26 protein-coding genes are annotated in these 22203 nt (G+C 41.5%); 25 read left to right on the top strand and 1 reads right to left on the bottom strand.

From position 1 onward, the window contains the following. Positions 1–5 precede the first annotated feature (5 nt). The 23 genes from EG2_RS02970 to EG2_RS02860 all read left to right on the top strand — a co-directional run bounded on the left by EG2_RS02970 (position 6) and on the right by EG2_RS02860 (position 18293). Positions 6–968 (top strand): beta-ketoacyl-ACP synthase III, encoded by a 963-nt coding sequence (locus EG2_RS02970; RefSeq protein WP_060813386.1) that lies wholly within the window; start codon positions 6–8, stop codon positions 966–968. Positions 969–1015: 47 nt separating this feature from the next. Beyond that, positions 1016–1240 carry an acyl carrier protein gene (locus tag EG2_RS02965; RefSeq protein WP_003126345.1) on the top strand — a complete coding sequence of 75 codons (225 nt, stop codon included), beginning with the start codon at positions 1016–1018 and terminating at the stop codon, positions 1238–1240. Between the two features lie 125 nt (positions 1241–1365). After that, complete coding sequence (gene fabD, locus EG2_RS02960; protein ID WP_060813385.1) at positions 1366–2289, top strand: ACP S-malonyltransferase; 924 nt, start codon at positions 1366–1368, stop codon at positions 2287–2289. A 9-nt stretch (positions 2290–2298) separates the two neighbouring features. Then, complete coding sequence (gene fabG / locus EG2_RS02955) at positions 2299–3036, top strand: 3-oxoacyl-[acyl-carrier-protein] reductase (RefSeq protein WP_060813384.1); 738 nt, start codon at positions 2299–2301, stop codon at positions 3034–3036. 13 nt (positions 3037–3049) lie between these two features. Continuing rightward, on the top strand, positions 3050–4288 hold the full coding sequence (fabF, locus tag EG2_RS02950) for a beta-ketoacyl-ACP synthase II (protein ID WP_060813383.1): 1239 nt from the start codon (positions 3050–3052) through the stop codon (positions 4286–4288). Next, positions 4289–4765 carry an acetyl-CoA carboxylase biotin carboxyl carrier protein gene (gene accB, locus EG2_RS02945; protein ID WP_060813382.1) on the top strand — a complete coding sequence of 159 codons (477 nt, stop codon included), beginning with the start codon at positions 4289–4291 and terminating at the stop codon, positions 4763–4765. A gap of 12 nt (positions 4766–4777) precedes the next feature. Further along, entirely contained in the window at positions 4778–5197 is a 420-nt protein-coding gene (gene fabZ / locus EG2_RS02940) for a 3-hydroxyacyl-ACP dehydratase FabZ (protein ID WP_029486743.1), read from the top strand. Between the two features lie 7 nt (positions 5198–5204). After that, positions 5205–6569, top strand: a complete 1365-nt coding sequence (locus EG2_RS02935) for an acetyl-CoA carboxylase biotin carboxylase subunit (protein WP_003126352.1) — start codon at positions 5205–5207, stop codon at positions 6567–6569. A gap of 11 nt (positions 6570–6580) precedes the next feature. Next, complete coding sequence (gene accD / locus EG2_RS02930; RefSeq protein WP_060813381.1) at positions 6581–7450, top strand: acetyl-CoA carboxylase, carboxyltransferase subunit beta; 870 nt, start codon at positions 6581–6583, stop codon at positions 7448–7450. Beyond that, positions 7443–8228: an acetyl-CoA carboxylase carboxyl transferase subunit alpha gene (locus tag EG2_RS02925; RefSeq protein WP_060813380.1), complete on the top strand. Its 786-nt coding sequence runs from the start codon at positions 7443–7445 to the stop codon at positions 8226–8228. The genes accD and EG2_RS02925 overlap by 8 nt, the downstream gene beginning before the upstream one ends. A gap of 199 nt (positions 8229–8427) precedes the next feature. Further along, a complete protein-coding gene (locus EG2_RS02920) occupies positions 8428–9267 on the top strand; it encodes a transporter substrate-binding domain-containing protein (RefSeq protein WP_060813379.1) in 840 nt (279 codons plus the stop codon). A 17-nt stretch (positions 9268–9284) separates the two neighbouring features. Beyond that, a complete protein-coding gene (locus tag EG2_RS02915; protein WP_005471270.1) occupies positions 9285–9974 on the top strand; it encodes an amino acid ABC transporter permease in 690 nt (229 codons plus the stop codon). A 10-nt stretch (positions 9975–9984) separates the two neighbouring features. Then, on the top strand, positions 9985–10716 hold the full coding sequence (locus EG2_RS02910) for an amino acid ABC transporter ATP-binding protein (RefSeq protein WP_060813378.1): 732 nt from the start codon (positions 9985–9987) through the stop codon (positions 10714–10716). A 418-nt stretch (positions 10717–11134) separates the two neighbouring features. Continuing rightward, positions 11135–11659 (top strand): YqeG family HAD IIIA-type phosphatase, encoded by a 525-nt coding sequence (locus EG2_RS02905; RefSeq protein WP_003126357.1) that lies wholly within the window; start codon positions 11135–11137, stop codon positions 11657–11659. A gap of 2 nt (positions 11660–11661) precedes the next feature. Further along, complete coding sequence (yqeH, locus tag EG2_RS02900) at positions 11662–12774, top strand: ribosome biogenesis GTPase YqeH (protein ID WP_060813377.1); 1113 nt, start codon at positions 11662–11664, stop codon at positions 12772–12774. 16 nt (positions 12775–12790) lie between these two features. After that, complete coding sequence (yhbY, locus tag EG2_RS02895) at positions 12791–13102, top strand: ribosome assembly RNA-binding protein YhbY (protein WP_060813376.1); 312 nt, start codon at positions 12791–12793, stop codon at positions 13100–13102. 12 nt (positions 13103–13114) lie between these two features. Further along, the gene (locus EG2_RS02890) at positions 13115–13753 is read left to right on the top strand and encodes a nicotinate-nucleotide adenylyltransferase (protein ID WP_003126360.1); all 639 of its coding nucleotides are present in this window, start codon (positions 13115–13117) and stop codon (positions 13751–13753) included. Further along, positions 13746–14330: a bis(5'-nucleosyl)-tetraphosphatase (symmetrical) YqeK gene (gene yqeK, locus EG2_RS02885; protein ID WP_060813375.1), complete on the top strand. Its 585-nt coding sequence runs from the start codon at positions 13746–13748 to the stop codon at positions 14328–14330. The genes EG2_RS02890 and yqeK overlap by 8 nt, the downstream gene beginning before the upstream one ends. Before the next feature lie 27 nt (positions 14331–14357). Then, a complete protein-coding gene (rsfS, locus tag EG2_RS02880) occupies positions 14358–14699 on the top strand; it encodes a ribosome silencing factor (RefSeq protein ID WP_071870132.1) in 342 nt (113 codons plus the stop codon). A 2-nt stretch (positions 14700–14701) separates the two neighbouring features. Next, on the top strand, positions 14702–15433 hold the full coding sequence (locus EG2_RS02875; protein WP_060813373.1) for a class I SAM-dependent DNA methyltransferase: 732 nt from the start codon (positions 14702–14704) through the stop codon (positions 15431–15433). A gap of 68 nt (positions 15434–15501) precedes the next feature. Continuing rightward, positions 15502–16665, top strand: a complete 1164-nt coding sequence (locus tag EG2_RS02870; protein ID WP_060813372.1) for a nucleotidyltransferase — start codon at positions 15502–15504, stop codon at positions 16663–16665. An 80-nt stretch (positions 16666–16745) separates the two neighbouring features. Beyond that, positions 16746–17471 carry a YebC/PmpR family DNA-binding transcriptional regulator gene (locus tag EG2_RS02865; RefSeq protein WP_003126366.1) on the top strand — a complete coding sequence of 242 codons (726 nt, stop codon included), beginning with the start codon at positions 16746–16748 and terminating at the stop codon, positions 17469–17471. A gap of 162 nt (positions 17472–17633) precedes the next feature. Next, a complete protein-coding gene (locus EG2_RS02860; protein ID WP_060813371.1) occupies positions 17634–18293 on the top strand; it encodes a hypothetical protein in 660 nt (219 codons plus the stop codon). A gap of 152 nt (positions 18294–18445) precedes the next feature. Here EG2_RS02860 and helD read toward each other — a convergent pair whose 3' ends face one another. Next, positions 18446–20710, bottom strand: coding sequence for an RNA polymerase recycling motor HelD (helD, locus tag EG2_RS02855; protein ID WP_060813370.1), 2265 nt, complete (start codon positions 20708–20710; stop codon positions 18446–18448). Positions 20711–20846: 136 nt separating this feature from the next. Here helD and EG2_RS02850 point away from each other — a divergent pair, with 136 nt between their 5' ends. Both EG2_RS02850 and EG2_RS02845 read left to right on the top strand, forming a co-directional pair. Then, positions 20847–21710 carry an aminoglycoside 6-adenylyltransferase gene (locus EG2_RS02850; protein WP_060813369.1) on the top strand — a complete coding sequence of 288 codons (864 nt, stop codon included), beginning with the start codon at positions 20847–20849 and terminating at the stop codon, positions 21708–21710. Positions 21711–21835: 125 nt separating this feature from the next. Further along, complete coding sequence (locus tag EG2_RS02845) at positions 21836–22012, top strand: 2-hydroxymuconate tautomerase (protein ID WP_005471289.1); 177 nt, start codon at positions 21836–21838, stop codon at positions 22010–22012. The last annotated feature ends 191 nt before the right edge of the window (positions 22013–22203 follow it).

Genomic DNA, 22203 nt, shown 5'->3' with positions numbered 1-22203 from the left:
AACGGATGAATATGTTTGGAAAGATTACCGCAACCGCAAGCTATGTTCCTGAACAAATCGTGACGAACCAGCAACTTTCAGAAATTATGGATACATCAGATGACTGGATTTTTTCACGTACAGGAATCAAAGAACGTCGAATCAGTAATGGAGAAAATACTTCCGATTTATGTACGAATGTTGCTAAGAAGCTTTTGGCATCAGGGGGACTTGCTCCAGATGAATTGGACTTTATCCTAGTAGCGACCATCACCCCGGATTTCAATACACCGGCAGTTGCCTGCCAAGTTCAAGGGAATATTGGCGCCCATCAAGCTTTTGCTTTTGATATCAGCGCAGCTTGTGCCGGATTTGTTTATGCATTGTCTTTAGCAGAAAAATTGATTCGGACCGGTTCTAAAAAAGGGCTCGTCATTGGCGGTGAAGTCCTGTCAAAGGTCTTGGATTGGGAAGATCGTTCAACCGCAGTTTTATTTGGAGACGGGGCAGGCGGGGTGCTTTTAGAAGCAACCAACCATCAGCACCTCTTGAAGGAATCACTGCAGTCTGATGGAACCAGAGGACTCTCTCTGACATCAGGTTTTGTTGAAAATAAAAATCCTTACGGAAGTTCGTCAACCCAATACAGTGCTTGTATGCAGATGGTTGGCCGTGAAATTTTCGATTTTGCGACACGCGATGTCGTTCAATCTATTAAAGCAATCAGTGAGCATGAAACGGTAGATTATTACTTGTTGCATCAGGCCAATTCCCGAATCTTAGATAAAGTGGCTCGGAAATTGAAGGTCCCGCGACATAAGTTTTTGCAAAATATGCAATTTTATGGCAATACTTCAGCCGCTTCAATTCCGATTTTGTTAGATGAAGAAGTGAAACGCGGCACGCTGTCTTTAGGCAGCGGACAAAAAGTGGTGTTCTCAGGTTTTGGCGGCGGATTAGCATGGGGGACCATGCTGGCAGCTTTATAGCCTGTTCACAATCAATATTGAAGAAAACACATTGGAGGAATATACACATGGTATTCGAAAAAATTCAAGAAATCGTAGCAGAAGAATTAGGAAAAGAAAAAGAAGAAATCAAATTAAACACAAACATTCAAGAGGATCTTGAAGCAGACAGCTTAGACCTTTTCCAAATCATTAACGAGATCGAAGATGAATTCGATGTAAAAATCGAAACTGAAGACGGCATCAAAACTGTTGAAGATCTAGTTAAATACGTTGAAAAACAACAAGCATAAAAAACGAGGCTAGGCAAACAGCCTAGCCTTTCCTTGTAATAGAAAGAGTGTGTTTCACTCGCTGAGATCTGCGAGTGAAGATGCCATTTTCTCCAAAATCTTTCAGTTCAAAAAAGGAGTTTAAAATGAAAACAGCATTTTTATTCAGCGGTCAAGGAGCCCAATATGTAGGAATGGGTCAGGAGTTATATCAGCAAGAATCAAGTGTTCAACAAACCTTTGCGGAAGCAAGTGAGATGCTCGGCTATGATATGACTGAACTATGTTTTACTGAAAATGACCGTTTGAATCAAACTGAATATACGCAGCCAGCCATTTTAACCGTCAGTGTGGCTTTTTGGCGTTTGTTAAAAGAAAAAGGTCTCCAAGCCGATGCTTTAGCCGGTTTGAGCTTAGGTGAATATTCCGCATTAGTAGCAAGCGGCGCATTAGACTTTCAAACTGCTGTAGTCCTCGTGCAAAAACGCGGCAAGTTTATGGCAAATGCCGCACCGCAGGGTGTGGGTAAAATGGTCGCTGTGATGAATACTCCGGCTGAAACCATTGAGGCGATTTGTAAAGAAGCTAGCCAAGTAGGAATCGTTTCGCCAGCTAATTACAATACGCCGCAGCAAATTGTCATCGGTGGTGAAGTAGCGGCTGTTGACCAAGCCGTTCAGTTATTGCAAGCGGCAGGAGCCAAACGAATGATTCCATTAAATGTCAGCGGCCCTTTCCATACGAAACTTTTAGAACCCGCTTCTCAACAACTTGCTCAAGAGCTGGCGAAAATTGAGATCAAAGATTTACAGGTGCCGGTGATCAGTAACACGACTGCGAAACCTATGAAACAAGAACAAGTCAAAGACTTATTAGAGAAGCAAGTCAAATCACCAGTGCGTTTTTATGAAAGCATCGAGCAGTTGAAACAAATGGGAATTGAGCAGATGATTGAGATCGGTCCAGGAAAAGTATTGACCGGTTTTTTGAAAAAAATCGACAAAACCATTGCTGCTTCGAGAGTGGAAGATGCTCAAACACTTTTTGACACACTTTCAAGGTTTGATTAGGAGGAATTTATGGAACTGACAAATAAAAATGTCTTTATTACTGGTAGTTCAAGAGGGATCGGCTTTGGCATTGCAGAAGCATTTGCCAAAGAAGGAGCCAATATCGTATTGAACGGGCGGAAAGAGATACCTCAAACCCTTATAGAGACGATTACCCGTTTTGGTGTGAAATGCATCGCAGTCAACGGTGATATATCCGATTACGATCAAGCTGTTTCGATGCTTGCACAAGCGGAAGCTGAATTAGGACCGATCCACATTTTAGTCAACAACGCAGGGATCACCAATGACAAGTTATTGTTGCGCATGAAACCAGAAGAATTTGAAAGTGTATTGAAGATCAATTTGACTGGAACCTTCAACATGACGCAATTAGCTCTCAAAAAGATGATGAAACTACGCGAAGGACGTATCATTAATTTGACTAGTGTCGTAGGATTGACTGGCAACATTGGTCAAGCAAATTATGCAGCAAGCAAAGCTGGCGTGATTGGTTTTACCAAATCAGTTGCCCGCGAAGGAGCGGCTAGAGGCATTACCTGTAATGCGATCGCACCAGGATTTATTGAAACGGAGATGACCGCAGTTCTTTCTGATAAGGTAAAAGAACAATCGATCAATAATATTCCGTTGCAGCGATTTGGTGCTGTAGAAGATGTCGCAAAAGCTGCGGTCTTTTTGGCCCAAAGTGCTTATATCACAGGTCAAGTCGTCAGCGTAGATGGCGGAATGGCCATGCAAGGATAGAAAGGAGATACTTATGAATCGAGTAGTTATTACAGGATACGGTGTGACTTCCCCGATTGGGAATGATCCAGAAACATTTTTAGCTAGTTTGCAAAATGGAACCAATGGGATTGGCCCCATCACCAAATTTGACGCCAGTGGAACAGGGATTTCAGTAGCAGCTGAAGTCAAAGAGTTTCCACTAGAAAAATACTTTGTCAAAAAAGATACGAAACGGATGGATCTTTTTTCGATTTATGGGATCTATGCTGCCCTTGAAGCAATGGAAATGGCGGGTTTGAATTCTGAAGCGTTAGATGCCGATCGATTCGGTGTCATGGTCGGATCAGGTATTGGAGGTTTGCCAACTATTCAAGACCAAGTGATTCGAATGCATGAAAAAGGCGCAAATCGTGTGTCTCCAATGTTTGTGCCCATGTCGATCGTCAACATGGTGGCAGGAAACATTGCATTGCGTGTGGGGGCAAAAGGTATTTGTACAACGACGGTCTCTGCTTGTGCATCCGGTACTCATTCGATTGGTGAAGCTTTCCGCAATATCAAACATGGATATGCAGACGTGATGATTGCTGGCGGATCTGAATCAACGATTTGTGAGATTGGTATCGCTGGTTTTGCTTCTTTAACGGCATTAACAACGGAATCTGATCCAGACAAAGCATCCACACCATTTGACAAGAACCGCAGCGGGTTTGTGATGGGAGAAGGTGCTGGGGTCTTGATTTTAGAATCATTTGAACATGCCCAAAAGCGCGGAGCGAAGATTCTCGGGGAAGTTGTTGGCTATGGTGCCAATTGTGATGCCTACCATATGACTGCACCGAATCCTGACGGTTCAGGCGCTGGAAAAGCAATGAAACTCGCGATGTCTGAAGCAGCGATCACTCCAGCCGAAGTTGGCTATATCAATGCTCACGGAACAAGCACACCAGCTAATGATGTAGCTGAAGCTACATCGATCCAATATGGTTTAGGTGACGACTATCGCAAACCTTACGTCAGCAGTACAAAATCTATGACAGGACATCTATTGGGGGCGGCAGGAGGAATCGAAGCAATTGCCTCTCTTTTGGCCTTGCAACATCAATTTATTCCGCCGACCATCAATGTTCGTGAACAAGATCCTGAAATCGACTTAAATATTGTGAAAAACCAAAGCCAGCCAGCAGAAATTACGTATGCAATGAGTAACTCACTAGGTTTTGGCGGACACAATGCAGTCATCTTATTGAAACGTTGGGAGGAAGCTTAATTGGAAACAAATGAAATCAAGGATCTGCTTTCCCAATTTGATCAGTCCTCTTTGACTGAATTGCAGCTCAAAAAAGAAAACATCGAACTTTATTTTAATAAAAATTCGTTCAGTGGCCGTCAAGTGTCATCCGAGAGTTCAGATGTCAAAGTTGAAAGCATCCCTTCAGCTGCACCGGTACCAAGCGTACAACCAACAGCTGGAACCGTCGAGGTTAGTTCAGAGCCAATTATGGCAGGAACGGAGATCGTTTCACCTTTAGTGGGTGTGGTTTACTTAAAACCCAGTCCTGAACAAAGTCAATTCAAACAAATCGGCGATTCTGTCAAAAAAGGGGATGTCCTTTGTATCGTTGAAGCCATGAAAGTAATGAATGAAATTGTTAGCGATGTTGATGGCGAATTAGTTGAAATCTTAGTTGAAAATGAGCAGATCGTTGAGTACGATCAACCATTATTCCGTGTGAAAGAAGGGTAAGCTATGTCAGTTATGTCAATTCAAGAAATCAAAGAAATCATTCCCCATCGCTATCCTATGCTCTTAGTGGATCGCATTGAAGAACTAGAAGAAGGAAAACGTGTGGTAGCAAAGAAGAACGTGACCATCAACGAACCTTTTTTTCAAGGTCATTTTCCGCATGAACCAGTCATGCCTGGTGTATTGATCGTTGAAGCAATGGCCCAAGCGGGTGCAGTTGCACTCTTATCTTTACCGGATTTTCGAGGTAAAACAGCTTATTTCGGCGGACTTGATAAAGCAAAATTCCGCAAAAAAGTAACACCAGGAGATACATTGATCTTAGAAGTAGAAATACTCAAGGTAAAATCTGCAGCAGGAATCGGCAAAGGGATTGCTTATGTTGATGGCAAAAAAGTTGCAGAAGCAGAACTTACCTTCATGATTGGATAGGTGAAAAATGTTTTCTAAAGTATTGATAGCTAACCGTGGTGAGATCGCTGTTCGCATTATACGTGCTTGCCGCGAACTTGGGATCCAAACGGTCGCAGTTTATTCAGAAGCAGATAAAGAAGCGTTACATGCAGAACTTGCCGATGAAGCCATTTGTATTGGCCCGGCGAAAGCAGCAGACTCTTATTTGAATGTGCAACAAATATTAAGCGCCGCGATCGTTACCAAAGCTGAAGCCATCCATCCTGGATTTGGTTTCTTATCAGAAAATAGCCGTTTTGCATCTATGTGTGAAGAATGCAATATTGTCTTTATTGGTCCTAAGAGTGAAACAATCGATGCAATGGGGAACAAAATCAATGCCCGACGGTTGATGATCGAAGCACAAGTGCCAGTGATCCCCGGCAGTCAAGGAGCGATTTCTGATGTGAAAGAAGCATTGACGATCGCTGAAGAAATTGGCTATCCAGTGATGCTTAAAGCAGCAGCAGGCGGTGGTGGGAAAGGCATACGTAAAGTATTGACAAAAGAAGAATTGCCGCAGCATTTTTCTTCCGCTCAGCAAGAAGCAAAAGCCGCTTTTGGTAATGATGAAATGTATATTGAGAAAATCGTTTATCCCGCACGACATATTGAAGTCCAAGTTTTAGGAGATTCTTTTGGGAATATCATTCACTTAGGCGAGCGGGATTGTTCTTTACAACGGAACAATCAAAAAGTTTTGGAAGAATCGCCATCGGTCGTAATATCAGCTAGTAAACGTCAAGAACTAGGAGCTGCAGCAGTGCGCGCCGCTCAGGCTGTTGGCTATCGCAATGCTGGTACAATCGAATTTCTGATGGATGAAGCTGGCGAATTCTATTTCATGGAAATGAATACTCGAATCCAGGTCGAACATCCGATCACAGAAATGGTGACCAATATCGATCTTGTAAAAAAACAAATTGAGATTGCTAGCGGCGAACCGCTGGATATCAAACAAGAAGATGTCAAAATGCAAGGTGCTGCCATCGAGTGTCGTATCAATGCCGAAAATCCAGCCTTTAATTTTGCTCCTTCCCCTGGAAAAATTCATAATTTGTTTTTACCTGGAGGAGGTCTGGGGGTTCGTGTGGATAGTGCTATGTACTCTGGATATACGATTCCTCCTTACTATGATTCGATGATTGCAAAGGTCATTGTTCATGGAGAAAATCGATTTGAAGCATTGATGAAAATGCAACGAGCTTTGGCTGAATTAGTGACTGAGGGTGTAGTGACGAATGCAGAATTCCAAATGGATCTGATCGGTCATCCAAAAGTGATTGCCGGAGACTACAACACAGCCTTTTTACAAGAGGAATTCTTGCCAAACTGGACGCCTGAACAATAGGAGGGAAGAGAATGGCTTTATTTAAAAAGAAGAATTACATTCGCATCAATCCTAATCGCGGCCAGGCACCTGCCAACGAACCAACAGTGCCCGACAATCTTTGGGCGAAATGTCCCAGCTGTAAACGGACCTTATATACAAAAGAAATGGGCGCAGAAAAAGTCTGTCCTCATTGCGGCTATAATTTCCGTATCAGTGCCTGGGAAAGAATCGCATTAACGATCGACGAAAAAAGCTTGGAAGAATGGGATACAGATGTGAAAACAGAAGATCCTCTCGACTTTCCTGATTATCTCGAAAAAATAGCTTCCGTACAGGAAAAAACTGGTCTCCATGAAGCTGTGTTAACTGGAGAAGCGACAATCAATCAGCAACCTGTGGCAATAGGAATCATGGATTCCAACTTTATTATGGGAAGTATGGGAACTGTCGTAGGTGAAAAAATCACTCGATTGTTTGAGCGAGCGCTCGCAAAGAACTTACCCGTTGTATTATTTACTGCTTCTGGTGGTGCACGGATGCAAGAAGGGATTTTCTCATTGATGCAGATGGCTAAGATCTCTGCAGCAGTGAAGCGTCATAGTGAAGCCGGTTTATTTTATTTGACAGTCTTGACAGATCCAACTACCGGAGGCGTAACAGCAAGTTTTGCAATGGAAGGAGATGTGATTCTCGCTGAACCGCAGGCATTGATTGGGTTTGCGGGGAGACGAGTGATCGAACAAACGATTCGACAAGAACTGCCAGAAGACTTCCAAAAAGCAGAGTTCTTGTTGGAACATGGTTTTGTCGATCAAATCGTTCCACGGACACAATTAAGGGAACGAATTTCCCAATTGCTTAAATTGCATACGACAAAGGGGTGGATGACAAATGATTGAAGCGGCACATGAAATCGTTGAGTTAGCCCGCAGCAAAGATCGTTTGACGGCACTTGATTACTTTGAACATGTTTTTAGCGATTTTCAGGAATTCCATGGGGATCGTCTCTATGCCGATGATGAAGCTGTTGTGGGCGGGGTCGCTTCCTTAGATGGGAAACCTGTGACAGTGATCGGTATCCAAAAAGGGCGGAACCTGCCAGAAAACCTTCGACGAAATTTTGGTGCTCCTCATCCAGAAGGTTACCGAAAAGCGTTGCGGCTAATGAAACAAGCGGAGAAGTTTCAACGGCCTGTTATCACATTGATCAATACAGCAGGTGCCTATTGCGGCGTCGGCGCTGAAGAGCGTGGCGAAGGAGAAGCGATTGCGCGCAATCTCTTAGAAATGTCAGATTTAAAAGTACCAATCTTGGCAATTATTATTGGCGAAGGCGGCAGTGGTGGAGCTTTGGCATTGGCTTTAGGGGATGAAGTATGGATGATGGAACATTCTATCTATGCGATTTTATCCCCGGAAGGCTTCGCATCGATCCTCTGGAAAGATGGAAGCCGTGCGAAAGAAGCTGCCGGACTCATGAAAATAACAGCGCAAGAGTTGCACAAGCTAGGAGTGATCGAAAAAGTGATCCCTGAGACCATCGACGGTGAACTGTTGTCGAAAGAGACAGTGATCGCGGAAATGCGATCGGCAATTACCAAAAAGATCGCTGCTCTAGCACAAAAGAATATCGACCAACTCCTTGCTGAGCGTTATCAACGTTTTCGCAAATTTTAATCATAAGTTTGATATCAATGTCGATTTTTGATCGGTCATTGATTTCAAGCTTTTTTATTTGTCCTTGTGAATTTCTCTAATATAATAAACATCAGCAGATAGTTGTTTGAAATTCAATAACATTGTGGTATTATGTATATATTCTGAATAAAGATGGGAATATATGCATAATTATTTATTTTATAAGGGGAGAAAACAAATGAAGAAATTGATGAGTGGATTTATAACAGTTGCTGCTTTATTAACTTTAGCTGCATGTGGGAATGGTGGATCTTCAAACACTGATTCGTCAAAAAAAGGAGATCAAAATCAGCTAGAAGCCATCAAGTCTGCCGATGTATTAAATGTAGCGACATCAGCTGACTTTGCACCTTTTGAGTTCCATGCTCTGATTGATGGTAAAGACCAAATCGTCGGTGCGGACATTGATCTGGTAAATGAAATCGCCAAAGAATTAGGCGTCAAAGTCAATGTAATGGACTTGGAGTTCAATGCTGTTCTAACTGCATTGAGCCAAGGGAAAGCGGATATTGCAGTTTCTGGGATCTCAGCAACAGATGAAAGAAAACAAACATTTGATTTTACTGACAACTACTTTACACCTGAACAAAAAATCGTGATCAAAAAGGACAATACGGATGCATTGTCTGCAGTCGATGACTTTTCAGGAAAGAAGGTAGGCGCCCAAAAAGGATCGATCCAAGAGGCTGTGGTTCAAAACCAATTAGCTGACTCACAATTGGTTTCGATTGCGAAAGTGCCTAACTTGATCAATGAATTGAAACAAGGATCGATCGATGGGCTAGTACTTGAAAGTGCCGTTGCAGACTCATATGTTGCTCAAAATGATGATTTGGCAGTGGCTGACATTGCTTTAGAAGCTTCACCAGATGATTCTTATGCTATCGCTCTACCAAAAGGCAGCACAGAATTAAAAGATGAATTGAACCGTATTTTGAAAGAATTGAATGATAAAGGGACAATCAATGAATACGTTCAAAAGAATACAGACTTAGCCAACGAAAATGCGGCTGAATAGATCGGAGTAGTAAATTTATGGATTTTTCCTTCTTGTCGACTTATTATCCTTACTTTATCTCAGGGGTATTGATTACGATTGTCATCTCCATTATTACAGTGATCCTAGGAACCATCCTCGGAATCACCTTTGCATTGATGAAGTTATCAAAAGTAAAGCCATTACGCTGGATCGCTAATACGTATATCGAAGTGTTACGGGGAACACCGATGCTGGTTCAGATATTGATTGCATTTGGGTTATTGCAGGGGCTATTCTCACTGCCGACGATTTCGTTTGGTGTGTTGAATCTTGACTTTGGACGACTATTTCCAGGGATTATCGCCCTTTCATTGAACTCAGGGGCTTACGTTGCTGAAATCGTTCGTGGTGGTATCAATGCGGTCGATTTTGGTCAATCAGAAGCAGCTGGTTCGTTAGGATTGCGTCCTGCACAAGCGATGCGGTATGTTATTTTACCTCAAGCTTTGCGTAATATTTTGCCTCCTCTAGGTAACGAGTTCATTGTTTTGATCAAAGACTCTTCTTTGTTATCTACTATCGGTATCTACGAATTGATGAATAGCGCACAAATTGTTGTGACAAGTTCGTATCAGCCATTAACTCCTTTATATGTTGCCGCTGTGATTTACTTTATTTTAACGTTTACCACCTCCCGCTTGTTGAATCTATGGGAGAAAAAACTCGGCAAAGGTTACCGGCGATAGGAGGAAAAAGATGGATACAATGATCAAAGTAAAGGATTTACACAAAACATTTGGAACAAATCAGGTGCTTAAAGGTATCAATACCGAAATCAAAAAAGGCGAGGTCGTTGTTGTGATTGGACCTTCCGGATCAGGAAAGAGTACTTTTTTACGCTGCTTGAATTTGTTAGAAGAACCAACAAGCGGCAATATTTACTTTAAAGGGACGGACATTACTGACAAAAAAAATGATATTTATCAAATGCGGGAAAAATTAGGCATGGTTTTTCAAAACTTTAACCTCTTCCCCAATCTGACAGTAATGGATAATATTACATTGTCGCCAATCAAAGTAAAAAAAATGTCTAAAGAAGACGCTCGGAAAATCGGAGAGAAACTGTTGACTGACGTAGGGTTACCAGATAAAGCAAAAGCTTATCCCCAAAGCTTATCCGGTGGACAAATGCAACGGATCGCTATTGCCCGCGCATTGGCGATGCAGCCGGAAGTGATGCTGTTTGACGAACCGACATCGGCGTTAGACCCGGAAATGGTCGGTGAGGTATTGAGTGTCATGCAGCGTTTGGCTCAAGAAGGGATGACGATGGTGATCGTCACCCATGAAATGGGATTTGCCAAAGAGGTTGGCGACCGCGTTCTTTTCATGGACCAAGGGGTCATTATGGAAGAGGGGACACCTGCTCAAATATTTGATGCACCGCAAAATCCGCGGACGATCGATTTTCTGGCAAAAGTCTTATAATCTTTTTTAGACCATGAAGTTGGTTAGTGTGATGTGCGTTCATATCGGCCAAGATGAAAAACAATGAATTGTCTGAACGATTCTTGAGGAAGGAAGCTGCAGAAGTAATCTGCATTGATTGCTCACTCCTCTGATCGTTCGGCTTTTTTATTTTTTAAAGTAGCAGTGGCTGATTCGTTGCTTTTTTCAACTAGATGAAAATCTGTTGCTGAGAGTTGTAGCTCAGTCTAGTATTTCACACGATTCTATTGTATAATTACAGGTTGAAAGTAGCATTATAAGTAGGATGCCTTTAAATAATCATCAGTGACCCTGTGGGGACTGATTGACGACTTGTCAGCTGACAAGCTGTTTTTATCTAGACGTGTCAACAGATTGACTATTTTTGTCACATGAATAAAAGAATCAAGGAGAATCTATGTTTTCAAAATTTAAACCGACTTGGATGGTCGATGCCATCTATCAGATCACTCCCCATCAACTTAAGAAGCAAGGCATCAAAGCTGTTCTAACTGACCTTGATAATACCCTGATTGCTTGGAATGATCCTGACGGTAGTGAAGAGCTAAAAAATTGGTTGTTAGAAATGAAGAATGCGGGAATTCCGGTGATTGTCGTTTCAAACAATAATAGTGAACGGGTCGCACGGGCCGTGGCGCCCTTTGGTTTGCAATACGTCCATCGAGCATTGAAACCTTTTTCTCGTGGCATCAAGCAAGGATACCGCCAACTTGGCTTGCAAAAAGAAGATGTTGTGATGATCGGTGACCAAATCATGACCGACATTCAAGGTGCTAATCGAGCAGGGGTCCGTAGTATCCTAGTAAAGCCGATCATTAATACGGATTCATGGAAAACACAATTCAACCGTTTGCTGGAGCGAAGAATTATGAAGTATTTATTGAAACACAATCCAGAAATGAAATGGCGAGGTGGAATTTGATAATGAATGAAGAAATGATTCATTGTATTGGCTGTGGCGCGCTGATCCAGACAGAAAATCCAACAGAGCTTGGTTATACACCGCTCTCTGCATTAGAGAAAGGGCTAGAAACCGGAGAAGTCTATTGCCAACGCTGTTTCCGCTTGCGACATTACAATGAAATCCAAGATGTCTCGCTGACAGACGATGATTTTCTGCGTTTACTGAACGAACTCGGTCAAAAAGATGCATTAATCGTAAATGTAGTGGATATCTTTGATTTTAACGGTTCGTTGATTCCAGGACTTCATCGTTTTGTGGGAGACAATCCTGTGTTGCTAGTGGGCAATAAAGTGGATATCTTGCCAAAGTCATTGAAGAAATCAAAAATGACCCAATGGATGAGAGAGCGTGCCCATGAAGCAGGGCTGCGTCCAATCGATGTTTTATTGACAAGTGCAAAAAAAGCCGCCGAAATGACTGAATTGTTACAGGCGATCGATCATTATCGAGAAGGTCGAGATGTCTATGTGGTAGGTGTTACGAATGTCGGTAAATCGACATTGATCAATCAAATCATCAAACAGACGGCTGGAGTCCAAGAATTGATTACTACTTCTCGTTTTCCTGGGACAACCCTTGATAAAATCGAAATTCCTCTCGACGACGGTCACTTTCTGATCGACACTCCAGGGATCATCCACCGACATCAGATGGCTCATTACCTTGGAAAGAAAGATTTAAAAATCGTGGCGCCGAATAAGGAAATCAAACCGAAAAGCTACCAATTGAATGCTGGCCAAACACTCTTTTTTGGAGGGTTGGCACGTTTTGACTTTATTCAAGGAGAGCGTAGCTCATTCATTGCTTATGTAGCAAATGATGTGGTGCTGCATCGCACGAAGTTAGAAAAAGCCGATGTCTTTTATCAAAAACATGTTGGCGGTCTTTTACAACCGCCTCGTCCTGATGAGTTAGCTGATTTTCCGGAGTTAGTTCGCTTTGAATTTTCGATCAAAGAAAAAACAGATATTGTTTTTGCAGGTTTAGGATGGATCACAGTCACAAAACCAGGAGTTGTTGCTGGTTGGGCACCTAAAGGCGTTGATGTGATCAAACGGAAAGCATTAATTTAAAGGAAGAAGGCAGAACATGGAATTACGAGGAAAACAAAAGCGGTTTTTACGCAGTGAAGCGCATCATTTAACACCGATTTTTCAGATTGGCAAAGGCGGATTGAATGAGGCAATGATCAATCAAATCGAAGAAGCGCTAGAAAAAAGAGAATTGATCAAGGTATCTTTATTGCAAAATACCGACGAAGTGGCGGAGGACGCTGCAGCAGCAATCAGTGAAGCGATTCAATGCGAGGTTGTTCAAATCATTGGACGCGTGATTGTGTTATTCAAACCATCTACAAAAGAAAAATATCAAAAAATCTCTGTAAACGTACGTTCATTATAGGAGTGATTTGACATGCAAGGAAATTCGTTTGGCAAAGTTCAGACCTTATATACAACAGAAGCGGCTTATCAAGCGCCTAAAAAACAAGTGGGCATACTGGGGGGGAATTTCAACCCCGTTCACTATACCCACTTGGTCATGGGTGAAGAAGTTGGGCAAGCTTTGGGCTTGGATAAAGTCTATTTTATGCCTGAGTATCTTCCGCCGCATGTCGATGAAAAAAAGACGATCCCGGCTGCTCACCGACTGGCAATGTTACAGTTAGCGATCGCGGATAATCCCCGATTTGCGATTGAAGACATTGAATTGAAACGCAAAGGGAAAAGCTATACTTTTGATACAATGAAGGAACTGACTGAAAAGAACCCTGATACAAGTTATTACTTTATTATTGGCGGCGACATGGTACAATACTTGCCGAAGTGGCATCGGATTGATGAGTTGATGGAGTTGGTCACTTTCGTCGGGGTTCGTCGTCCTAGCTATCCCGTTGAAACACCCTATCCGATCATTTGGATCGATGTGCCTTTGATGGATATCAGCTCCACAATAATTCGTAAGAAAGTGCAACAAGGATGCTCGATTCGCTACTTATTGCCGGAAAATGTGTTAAACTATATTCAAGAAAAGGGGCTGTATCTGGATGAATAGCCAACAGTATACGCCTGCTGAACGCGAATTATTGATGCAGGAAGTACAAATGCATATGAGTCAAAAACGATTTCAGCACGTACTAGGTGTGGAAAAAACGGCAGTCGCATTGGCTGAAAAATTCGGTGCTTCACCGGAAAAAGCCAGTATCGCTGCGCTGACTCATGATTATGCCAAAGAGCGTCCAGATGAAGAATTCCAACTTGTCATTCGGCGAGACGGTTTTGATTTGGAATTGCTCAATTGGAGCAATGCTATTTGGCATGGTATTGTGGGAGCCGATTTTGTTCAGCGAGAGTTAGGCATCGATGACGAAGAGATCCTACAAGCCATTCGTGTCCATACGACTGGTGCTGCAGAAATGAGTTTGTTGGATAAGATCATTTATGTTGCCGATTATATCGAACCTGGCCGATCATTTCCCGGTGTGAAAGAAGCCCGTGAATTAGCTATGATTGATCTTGACGCTGCAGTAGCTTATGAAACGAAACATACATTGCTTTATTTGATTGAAAAGGAAGCACCAATTTATCCCAAGACGATTGAAACATACAATCATTGGGTCGCAAACCATTAGGAGGGAATTACCATAGATAGCCAGAGAATTTTAGAAATTGCTGTTAAAGCAGCAGATTCAAAACATGCCGAAGATATTATGGCATTAGACGTTCGTGAAATTTCATTATTAGCCGATTACTTTGTGATTTGTTCAGGGAACAGCGAAAGACAAATCAATGCCATCATTGATGAAGTTCTTGACAAAGAAGAAGAAAACCAAGTGGAGGTTCGCCGTGTTGAAGGAAAAGATGGTGGTAAATGGGTCTTGATTGATCTTGGTGATGTCATCGTTCATGTTTTCAACGCTTCAGAACGTGCGTTTTATAATTTAGAAAAATTATGGTCAGATGCACCGCTTGTTGATCTAAATGAATGGGTCGTGGCTTAATAATGGCCTACGAAACATTTGCTTTTGTCTATGACGAAGTAATGGATTCCAGTCTCTATCAAAAGTGGCTGGATTTTTCTTGCCGTCATTTAGGTGAAAAAAAACAAATCATGGAACTAGCCTGCGGAACAGGTGCATTAGCAGTAGAATTCGCTAAAGCGGGTTTTGATGTAACCGGCTTAGACCTTTCAGAAGAAATGTTGATGATCGCCAGTCAGCGGGCGGAACAAGAGGACACGCCCATCCAATTTGTAGAAGGGGACATGTTGGATCTGACAGATGTGGGAACTTACGAAGCGATCACTTGTTACTCTGACTCAATCTGTTATATGGAAGATGAGCAAAGTGTCCAGCAAGTTTTCGATGGGGTTTATAACAGCTTGCGTGACGACGGGGTATTTATGTTCGATGTACACTCAACATACCAGATCGATGAAGTATTCCCTGATTACAGCTACCACTATCAAACAGATGAGTTTGCCTTTCTCTGGGAAAGTTACCAAGGAGAAGTTCCTCACAGCATCGAACATTTTTTGACTTTTTTTGTGCAAAATGAGGATGGTACTTTCCAACGAATGGATGAACTACACCGAGAACGCACCTATTCGCTTGAAAGTTATCAGCGGATGTTGGAAAATGCCGGCTTCTCTGAAATCGAAATGTATGCAGACTTTATTGATAGTCCGCCAAATGAAAAGAGCCGTCGCTGGTTCTTTGTCTGCCGCAAGCTGTGATTGTTTGCGGTTTTTTTAGATTAAAAAGAACTTAAGTTTTTTTGCTGATGGGAGAAAGGAGTGGAGAAATGCAAGCATGCGGTATTGTTGTAGAGTATAACCCTTTTCATAACGGCCATGAATTTCATGTCCAGCAAGCTAGAAAAGCATCCGGAGCGGATGTTGTTGTGGCGGTGATGAGTGGCAATTTTTTGCAGCGAGGAGAACCGGCAATCGTTGACAAATGGCAGCGTGCTCGAGCTGCACTCGAAAATGGCGTAGATCTAATTGTAGAATTACCGCCGGCTTGGTCAGTTCAATCAGCTGATTTCTTTGCAAAAGGAGCAATTAGAATTCTGCAATCATTGGATTGCTCATTTTTATGTTTTGGAACGGACGCTCCCGAACCGTTTGATTATGAAGCATTTGCGCATTTTGAGCAAAACAATCAAGAAGTCATCAACCAGTTTTTCCGTGAAAATGCTTCTGAGAACCAAACCTATACACAAAAAATGCATGCGGCTTTTGCAGCAGTCTATCCAGACTTTTTGGCAGAGGCTCATTTGCCTAATCACATATTGGGTATGCGTTATGCTCGTGAAACGTGTCAGTATCCATCACCAATGAAACTGTTGCCGATTCCAAGGAAACAAGCGGCCTATCACTCGCAAGAATTGTCTGGTGGGATGATTGCCAGTGCGACGGCTATTCGCAAAGCTGTGAAGGCAGGTCAAGAGATTAAAGGGTACGTTCCTGAAAGTGTAAGAAATGATTTATTAGACCAAGCGATTGATTGGGAGTTTTTTTGGCCATTGTTGCAGTACCAACTTATCGCCACCCCTCTTGAACAATTGCGAACCCGGTATCAAGTGACCGAAGGATTAGAATATCGGATCAAAGATTGTTTACACGCCACTTCTTTTGCGGAATTTATGGCACTTCTGAAAACAAAACGGTATACTAGAACTAGACTTCAGCGGTTGATGTGTTATCTATTGTTTCAAGCAACCAGTGAAGAAGTCCAACAAGCACAAAAGAATACCGGGATTCGTATTTTGGGGTTTACAACAGCAGGACAAAATTATTTAAAGCAAGTTAAAAAGAAAACAGACCTGCCGCTCATTTCTAAATTTGGCAAAAAGGAAAGTGAACGTTTTGGGTATTCTTTACGGGTAGATCAAATCTATCAGTTGGCATCACCACAGATTGTAGAACAAAATTTTGGTCGTTCCCCTATTTTTCTAAAGAATTGAACTGAAATTACTTCACAGAACAGGAAATCACAAGTATAATGATTAAGGAATTTTGATTATAAAGAAAGCGAAGTGAAATTATGGGTCGTAAATGGGCAAATATCGTAGCAAAGAAAACTGCTAAGGATGCAAACAATAGCCGAGTTTATGCAAAATTTGGAATCGAAATCTACGCGGCAGCAAAATCAGGTGATCCTGATCCTCATGCGAACCAAAAATTGCGCTTTGTTATTGAACGTGCAAAAACATACAATGTACCAAAACACATCATTGACCGAGCAATTGAGAAAGCAAAAGGTTCAGGGGACGAACAATACTCCGAATTGCGTTATGAAGGGTTCGGACCAAATGGTTCAATGGTAATCGTCGATACATTGACGAATAATGTTAACCGTACTGCAGCAGACGTACGAGCAGCTTTTGGTAAAAATGGCGGAAACATGGGTGTTTCTGGCGCAGTTGCTTACATGTTTGATAATACGGCATTATTTGGTTTTTCTGGTACGGATGCAGATGACATCTTAGAATATTTGATGGAAAAAGACATCGACGTGCGCGATGTTCTTGAAGAAGATGGTCAAATCATCGTCCATGGAGAACCTAGTGATTTCCATGTGATTCAAGAAGCTTTAAAAGAAAAAGGAATTACTGAGTTTTCAATTGCTGAGATGCAAATGATTCCTCAAAATGAAGTCACTTTGACTGGAGAAGATCTTGAAAAATTTGAAAAAATGATCGATGCACTAGAAGATTTAGAAGATGTCCAAAACGTTTATCATAATGTAGCAGACAGCGAAGAAGAATAAAAGTAAGACATCCTTGAAAGTTTATCTGTGCTTTCTGGGGTGTTTTTTTACTTTCATTTTTATTGTTTTCAAAAAACAAAGGGGTATTTCTTTTGGTTTAATCGCTTTTTTTATGTTATTATTTAAGTAATTAGCAGTATGAGCAAGAAGGGAGCGGCAGAGTTGGAAGAAAAAATCGTTTTAGAGCCTTTTGATCGGATTTTAAGCGGATACGATAAATTAGCAGAAGTATCTGTCTCAGTTTCTGATTGTTCTGCACTGTGCCGCAAATATAAAAAATACGGTGTAGAGGGATACCGTTTGGGCGGTTTTCGTGGAGCCACCTATTTGAATCGCTACTTGAATGTGACGGTAGATCGTGCGCCTTTACTGATTTATAAACGGAATTTTTTGATCCCGCTGGTTTTCCGAGTATCGGAAGCGTCCCAACGCTTATTTTTGGACAATTATCGGATGGAAGGCTTTTTCTTGTTGTTAGAGTGGCTGCTGCATCATCGTCCAGAAAAAGCAATCATTGATTTTCAGAAAAGTAGTCAAATTGATCCTGAAAAGGAATATGTGATCGACAGTTCTTATATTGCTTTTCGTTTAACAGAAATTCTAGATGGTTCCGGTTTTCCCCTCAGTCACTTTACAGATGTCGAACAATTTATGGAATGGAACCGGATCTATCGATTGATCGACAATGGCAGTATTGGAAAACATAGTAAAATCTTTGATCCTGACAATGAAGAAAATGTTTCAGAACTTCAGATGATTTTGACGATTGTCGCGATGAAATATCCAGAAACGAGACTCTTTATCGGTGAATTGAAGGGGTGATCGAACCCTGTAAAAAAATGACCAAACAAATACCAATCAAACAAGGCTTTTGTCGAGAAGAATATTGTTTGATTGATCATTTATCGCTAAGCAAAAACGAGAGCAACGGAGTGTCCGTTTGCTCTCGTTTTTTGATGTATCAATCACTTTCCTTAAAGCAATTGTAATGCGTAGGTTGCGGGATCAGCTTTCTCTAGCAATTGATTGGTGTTATTTTGCAAAACAATCAATTGGTGCATGGCACGGGTCGCCATGGTATAGAAGATCAATTGATCTTGCTCAGTCACAAAAGAAGTCCCATACGTCCATAAGAATACTTGATCAAATTCCAACCCTTTAGCTAAAAAGGCTGGAAAAATCATGATTTTACGTTTCATAAAATCTTCCTCTGAAGTAATTAATTGAACTTGATCCTGCATCTCTTCAGAGAGCTGAGCATAAAGCGCTCGGCAGTCGGCAGCTGTTTTACAGATGATAGCTGTGCGCCAGTGTGACTGTGATTTGGTTAATGCTTGCTGCAAGTAGTCCAGACCAACTGTTTCGTTCTCGGTTTGAATGACTTGAGGGAGAGACCCTTCGCGTGCTGTCAATTCAACTTGATCAGAACCAGTTAAGAATTGGTTGGCAAAATCCGTGATTTCTTTCGTTGAACGATAGCTGGTTTTTAGTTGATACCGAGTCACGCTGTCAGCAGGAAACAACTCTTCCAACGAACCAACGATCGTTTCATTACCGTAGACCTTCTGATTTAGATCACCACATAAAGTAATTCCGGCTTTAGGATATAATTGACGTAAGAGAGCCACTTGAGCAGGCGGGAAATCCTGCATCTCATCAATGAAAATAAACCGTGCTTTTTCATCCACATAGATTGGGTAAAGTTGTTTGATCAGCAAAAAGAATAGCACGGCATCTTCTTGGGTCAATTGGCGTTGCCGCAGACCTTCCCTCAGAAGTCGGAGATGTTGTTGCCAATCTTCGTCACGGATCGCTTGATCGTCTAACAACGTCTTAGGAACTGCCTGTAAGAAATGTAAATACTGCTTGGTTTGGTTGATAAACTGGTATTGTTTGACACCACGAGTTAGTGAGCGGAATTTTTTCTTAACGATTTGCTGGCGGATTTGCTTACGCAATCGGCGTTCATTTTCTTCTGTGTACTCTTGATAAGGATCTTTGGCAAAATGTTGCTGCAACTGCTCTTCGGTTGCTTCTTTGACCCAATCTTTTTTGGCCTCATCTTTTTCAAGACCACCGATTTTTTTCAGTAATTTTGTTTGTAATAATTGACTCCGTTGATACAAAGGAAGCTCTTGATTGGTTTCTTGATACCAACGACGGATTTGTTCTTTCGTAATGTATGTCTGTCCTTGAATTTTTAAATCACGAAATAACGGACCGATCGCAGAAATCTTCTGTACGTATCGTTGAATCAATTTGACAAGTTTTAGACTGCTTTTGATCTTTTCAATCCGATCGTCTGCTCCTGATAAGAAAGTTTCTTCTAGCTGTGTTTCTTTTGTGATTTGGAAATTGGGCAGAGCTCTTTGGATGAAATGGTGGAACGTACGTGTTGGCACTTCACTTTCCCCAAGAGAAGGCAAGACCATTGAAATATAATCAGAAAATAAATGATTGGGAGAGAAAAGCAAGACTTGTTCTTCATCCAGCCATTTGCGGTTGCGATAAAGCAAGAACGCCACCCGTTGCAACAGTGCCGATGTTTTACCACTGCCGGCAATTCCTTCAATCAGCATGAACTTGCTAGTAGTATCACGAATGATCTGATTTTGTGCTTTTTGGATCGTTGAGACAATATTTTTCATTTGAGAAGAAGAGGCTTCGTCTAAAATCTCCAGCAAAAACTCATCATTGATGATTTCTGAAGTGTCCACCATAGACAAAATCTGACCTTCTTGAATTTTAAATTGACGCTTCAGCAACAACTCAACTGTAAAGCGATCGGTTTCTGTTTCATAAAACGTTTCGCCTAATTCTCCTTCGTAATATAAATTTGCGATAGGTGCCCGCCAATCGATGACAATTGTTTCTTCTTGCTGATCCCTTAATGAGGCGATCCCTAGATAAAGTGTTTCTTTTTCTTGTTCTTCTTGAAAATCAATTCTGGCAAAATAAGGATTGCTAGCCATTGTTTCCAATGTTTTGACTCTTTTCTCTTGAGATTCCGCTGTTCGATATTTTAGCAGCAATTCTTGCTCGTGTTGCTGATATTCAACAACAGATTCGTAAAAAGCTTCGCTATCACCACCACGAATCTTCTTTTCGGAAATCTCTTTTAACTGATCCTCCATTTTTGTAGCCAAGTCCGCTTTTTGCTGCGCTAAGACCATTTGTTCTCTTCGAATCAATGCGATTGTATCATCGACATGTAGTTGTTCTTTTTGACGTTCGTTCACAAGGAATCCTCCTTAAAAAAATTGCGACATAAAATTATAGCATACAATCTTTACGAATGTCGTCTGAAAAATCGTTCTATGGTAAAATTTAAGTATGCTTTTGAGATCAATGGGTTCAAAGAAAGGGGGGATAGCTGTGCGGAATGAAGCTGAAATGATAGCAGTGATTTTACGAGTTGGTCAAAAAATTGGTGTCCAAGCAATCGCAATCTCTGGGTCCCGGCGAGAACCTAATGCAATAAGCGATCGGTTTCAAGATTATGATATCGTTTATATTGTTGACAATATGCAAGAACTAATAGCAGAACCTAGCTGGCTGGAAGAATTCGGACAGATCATGATCATGCAGACTCCAGAAAGTTCTGTGCTTTCGCAACCCTCTTTGGGAGGTCGTTTTACATTTTTGATGCATTTTGAAGATGGCAATCGCATAGACTTGATGCTTTGTCCAGTTGAATTGATCCATTTGTTGCAAGCTGAACCCTTTCTTGAGCGTCTCTATGATCCAAAAGAACTTCTAGAGGGAATGACAGTTCCTGATGCCTCTATCTTTTTTATTAAACCACCGACAGAAAAAGCGTTTCATGACAGTTGTAACGAATTTTGGTGGGTAGCGACTTATGTCGTCAAAGGGCTTGTCAGAAATCAGCTTTTCTATGCCGCCGACCATTTGTACCAAATTTGCTGGCAAGAGTTGCTTCGGCAATATGACTGGTATCTAGCGCATCAAGCAGACTATCGTCTCAGTACCGGAAAGAACCATAAATATCTTCAAAGTTATTTATCAGAAGAAGAGTATGAGCGGTTGACGGCGCTTTGTTTTTCATCTGTTGAGGCTTGCGGCGAATCATTATGGAAAATCGTTCAACTATTTGATGAGATTGCTCGTTATGTAAGCAGACAACACCATTTTTTGTACCATGAAGATGAAGCCAGTAAGGTGATGAAGTATGTTCAAAAATGGCATTCGAGAAAATGGCGTGAAGAGCCAGCCAAATGAAATGGAAGAATCTTTAGATTGTCAGTAACGCTTATTCTTGATAAGGAACAGTCGTTCGATAATAGAGCGGATTATTGCAGAGCATAATTAAGAAGCGTATACTAATGAACAGAGGAGTGATGACTATGCCATTTATTCATGTAGAATTAGTAGAAGGCCGATCGCAAGAACAATTGACCAATATGATGAAAGAAATTACTGAAGCAGTCCACAAAAATACTGGGGCACCAAAAGAACATATTCATGTCATTATCAACGAAATGAAAAAAGGTCAGTATGCAGTTAATGGTGATTGGAAATAATTTACTTGATTTTTTAAGCAGATAGTGGTTAAATGAAGCCATAATTGATTGATGAAAAAGACACCTGAATTTGAGAGTCTTCGATAAGAGAGGGAAATCACGGCTGAAAATTTCCTGGAAGAAAACCAATGGATGACCACTTTTTCAAACCTTTGTTGAAACAAAGGCGGTCGTACCGTTATCCCGTCAAA

The sequence above is a fragment of the Enterococcus gallinarum NBRC 100675 genome, assembly GCF_001544275.1.
GTDB classification, from domain to species: domain Bacteria; phylum Bacillota; class Bacilli; order Lactobacillales; family Enterococcaceae; genus Enterococcus_D; species Enterococcus_D gallinarum.
The sequence above is the reverse complement of the archived record's forward strand: the minus strand, read 5'-3'. Positions and strand labels throughout refer to the sequence as shown.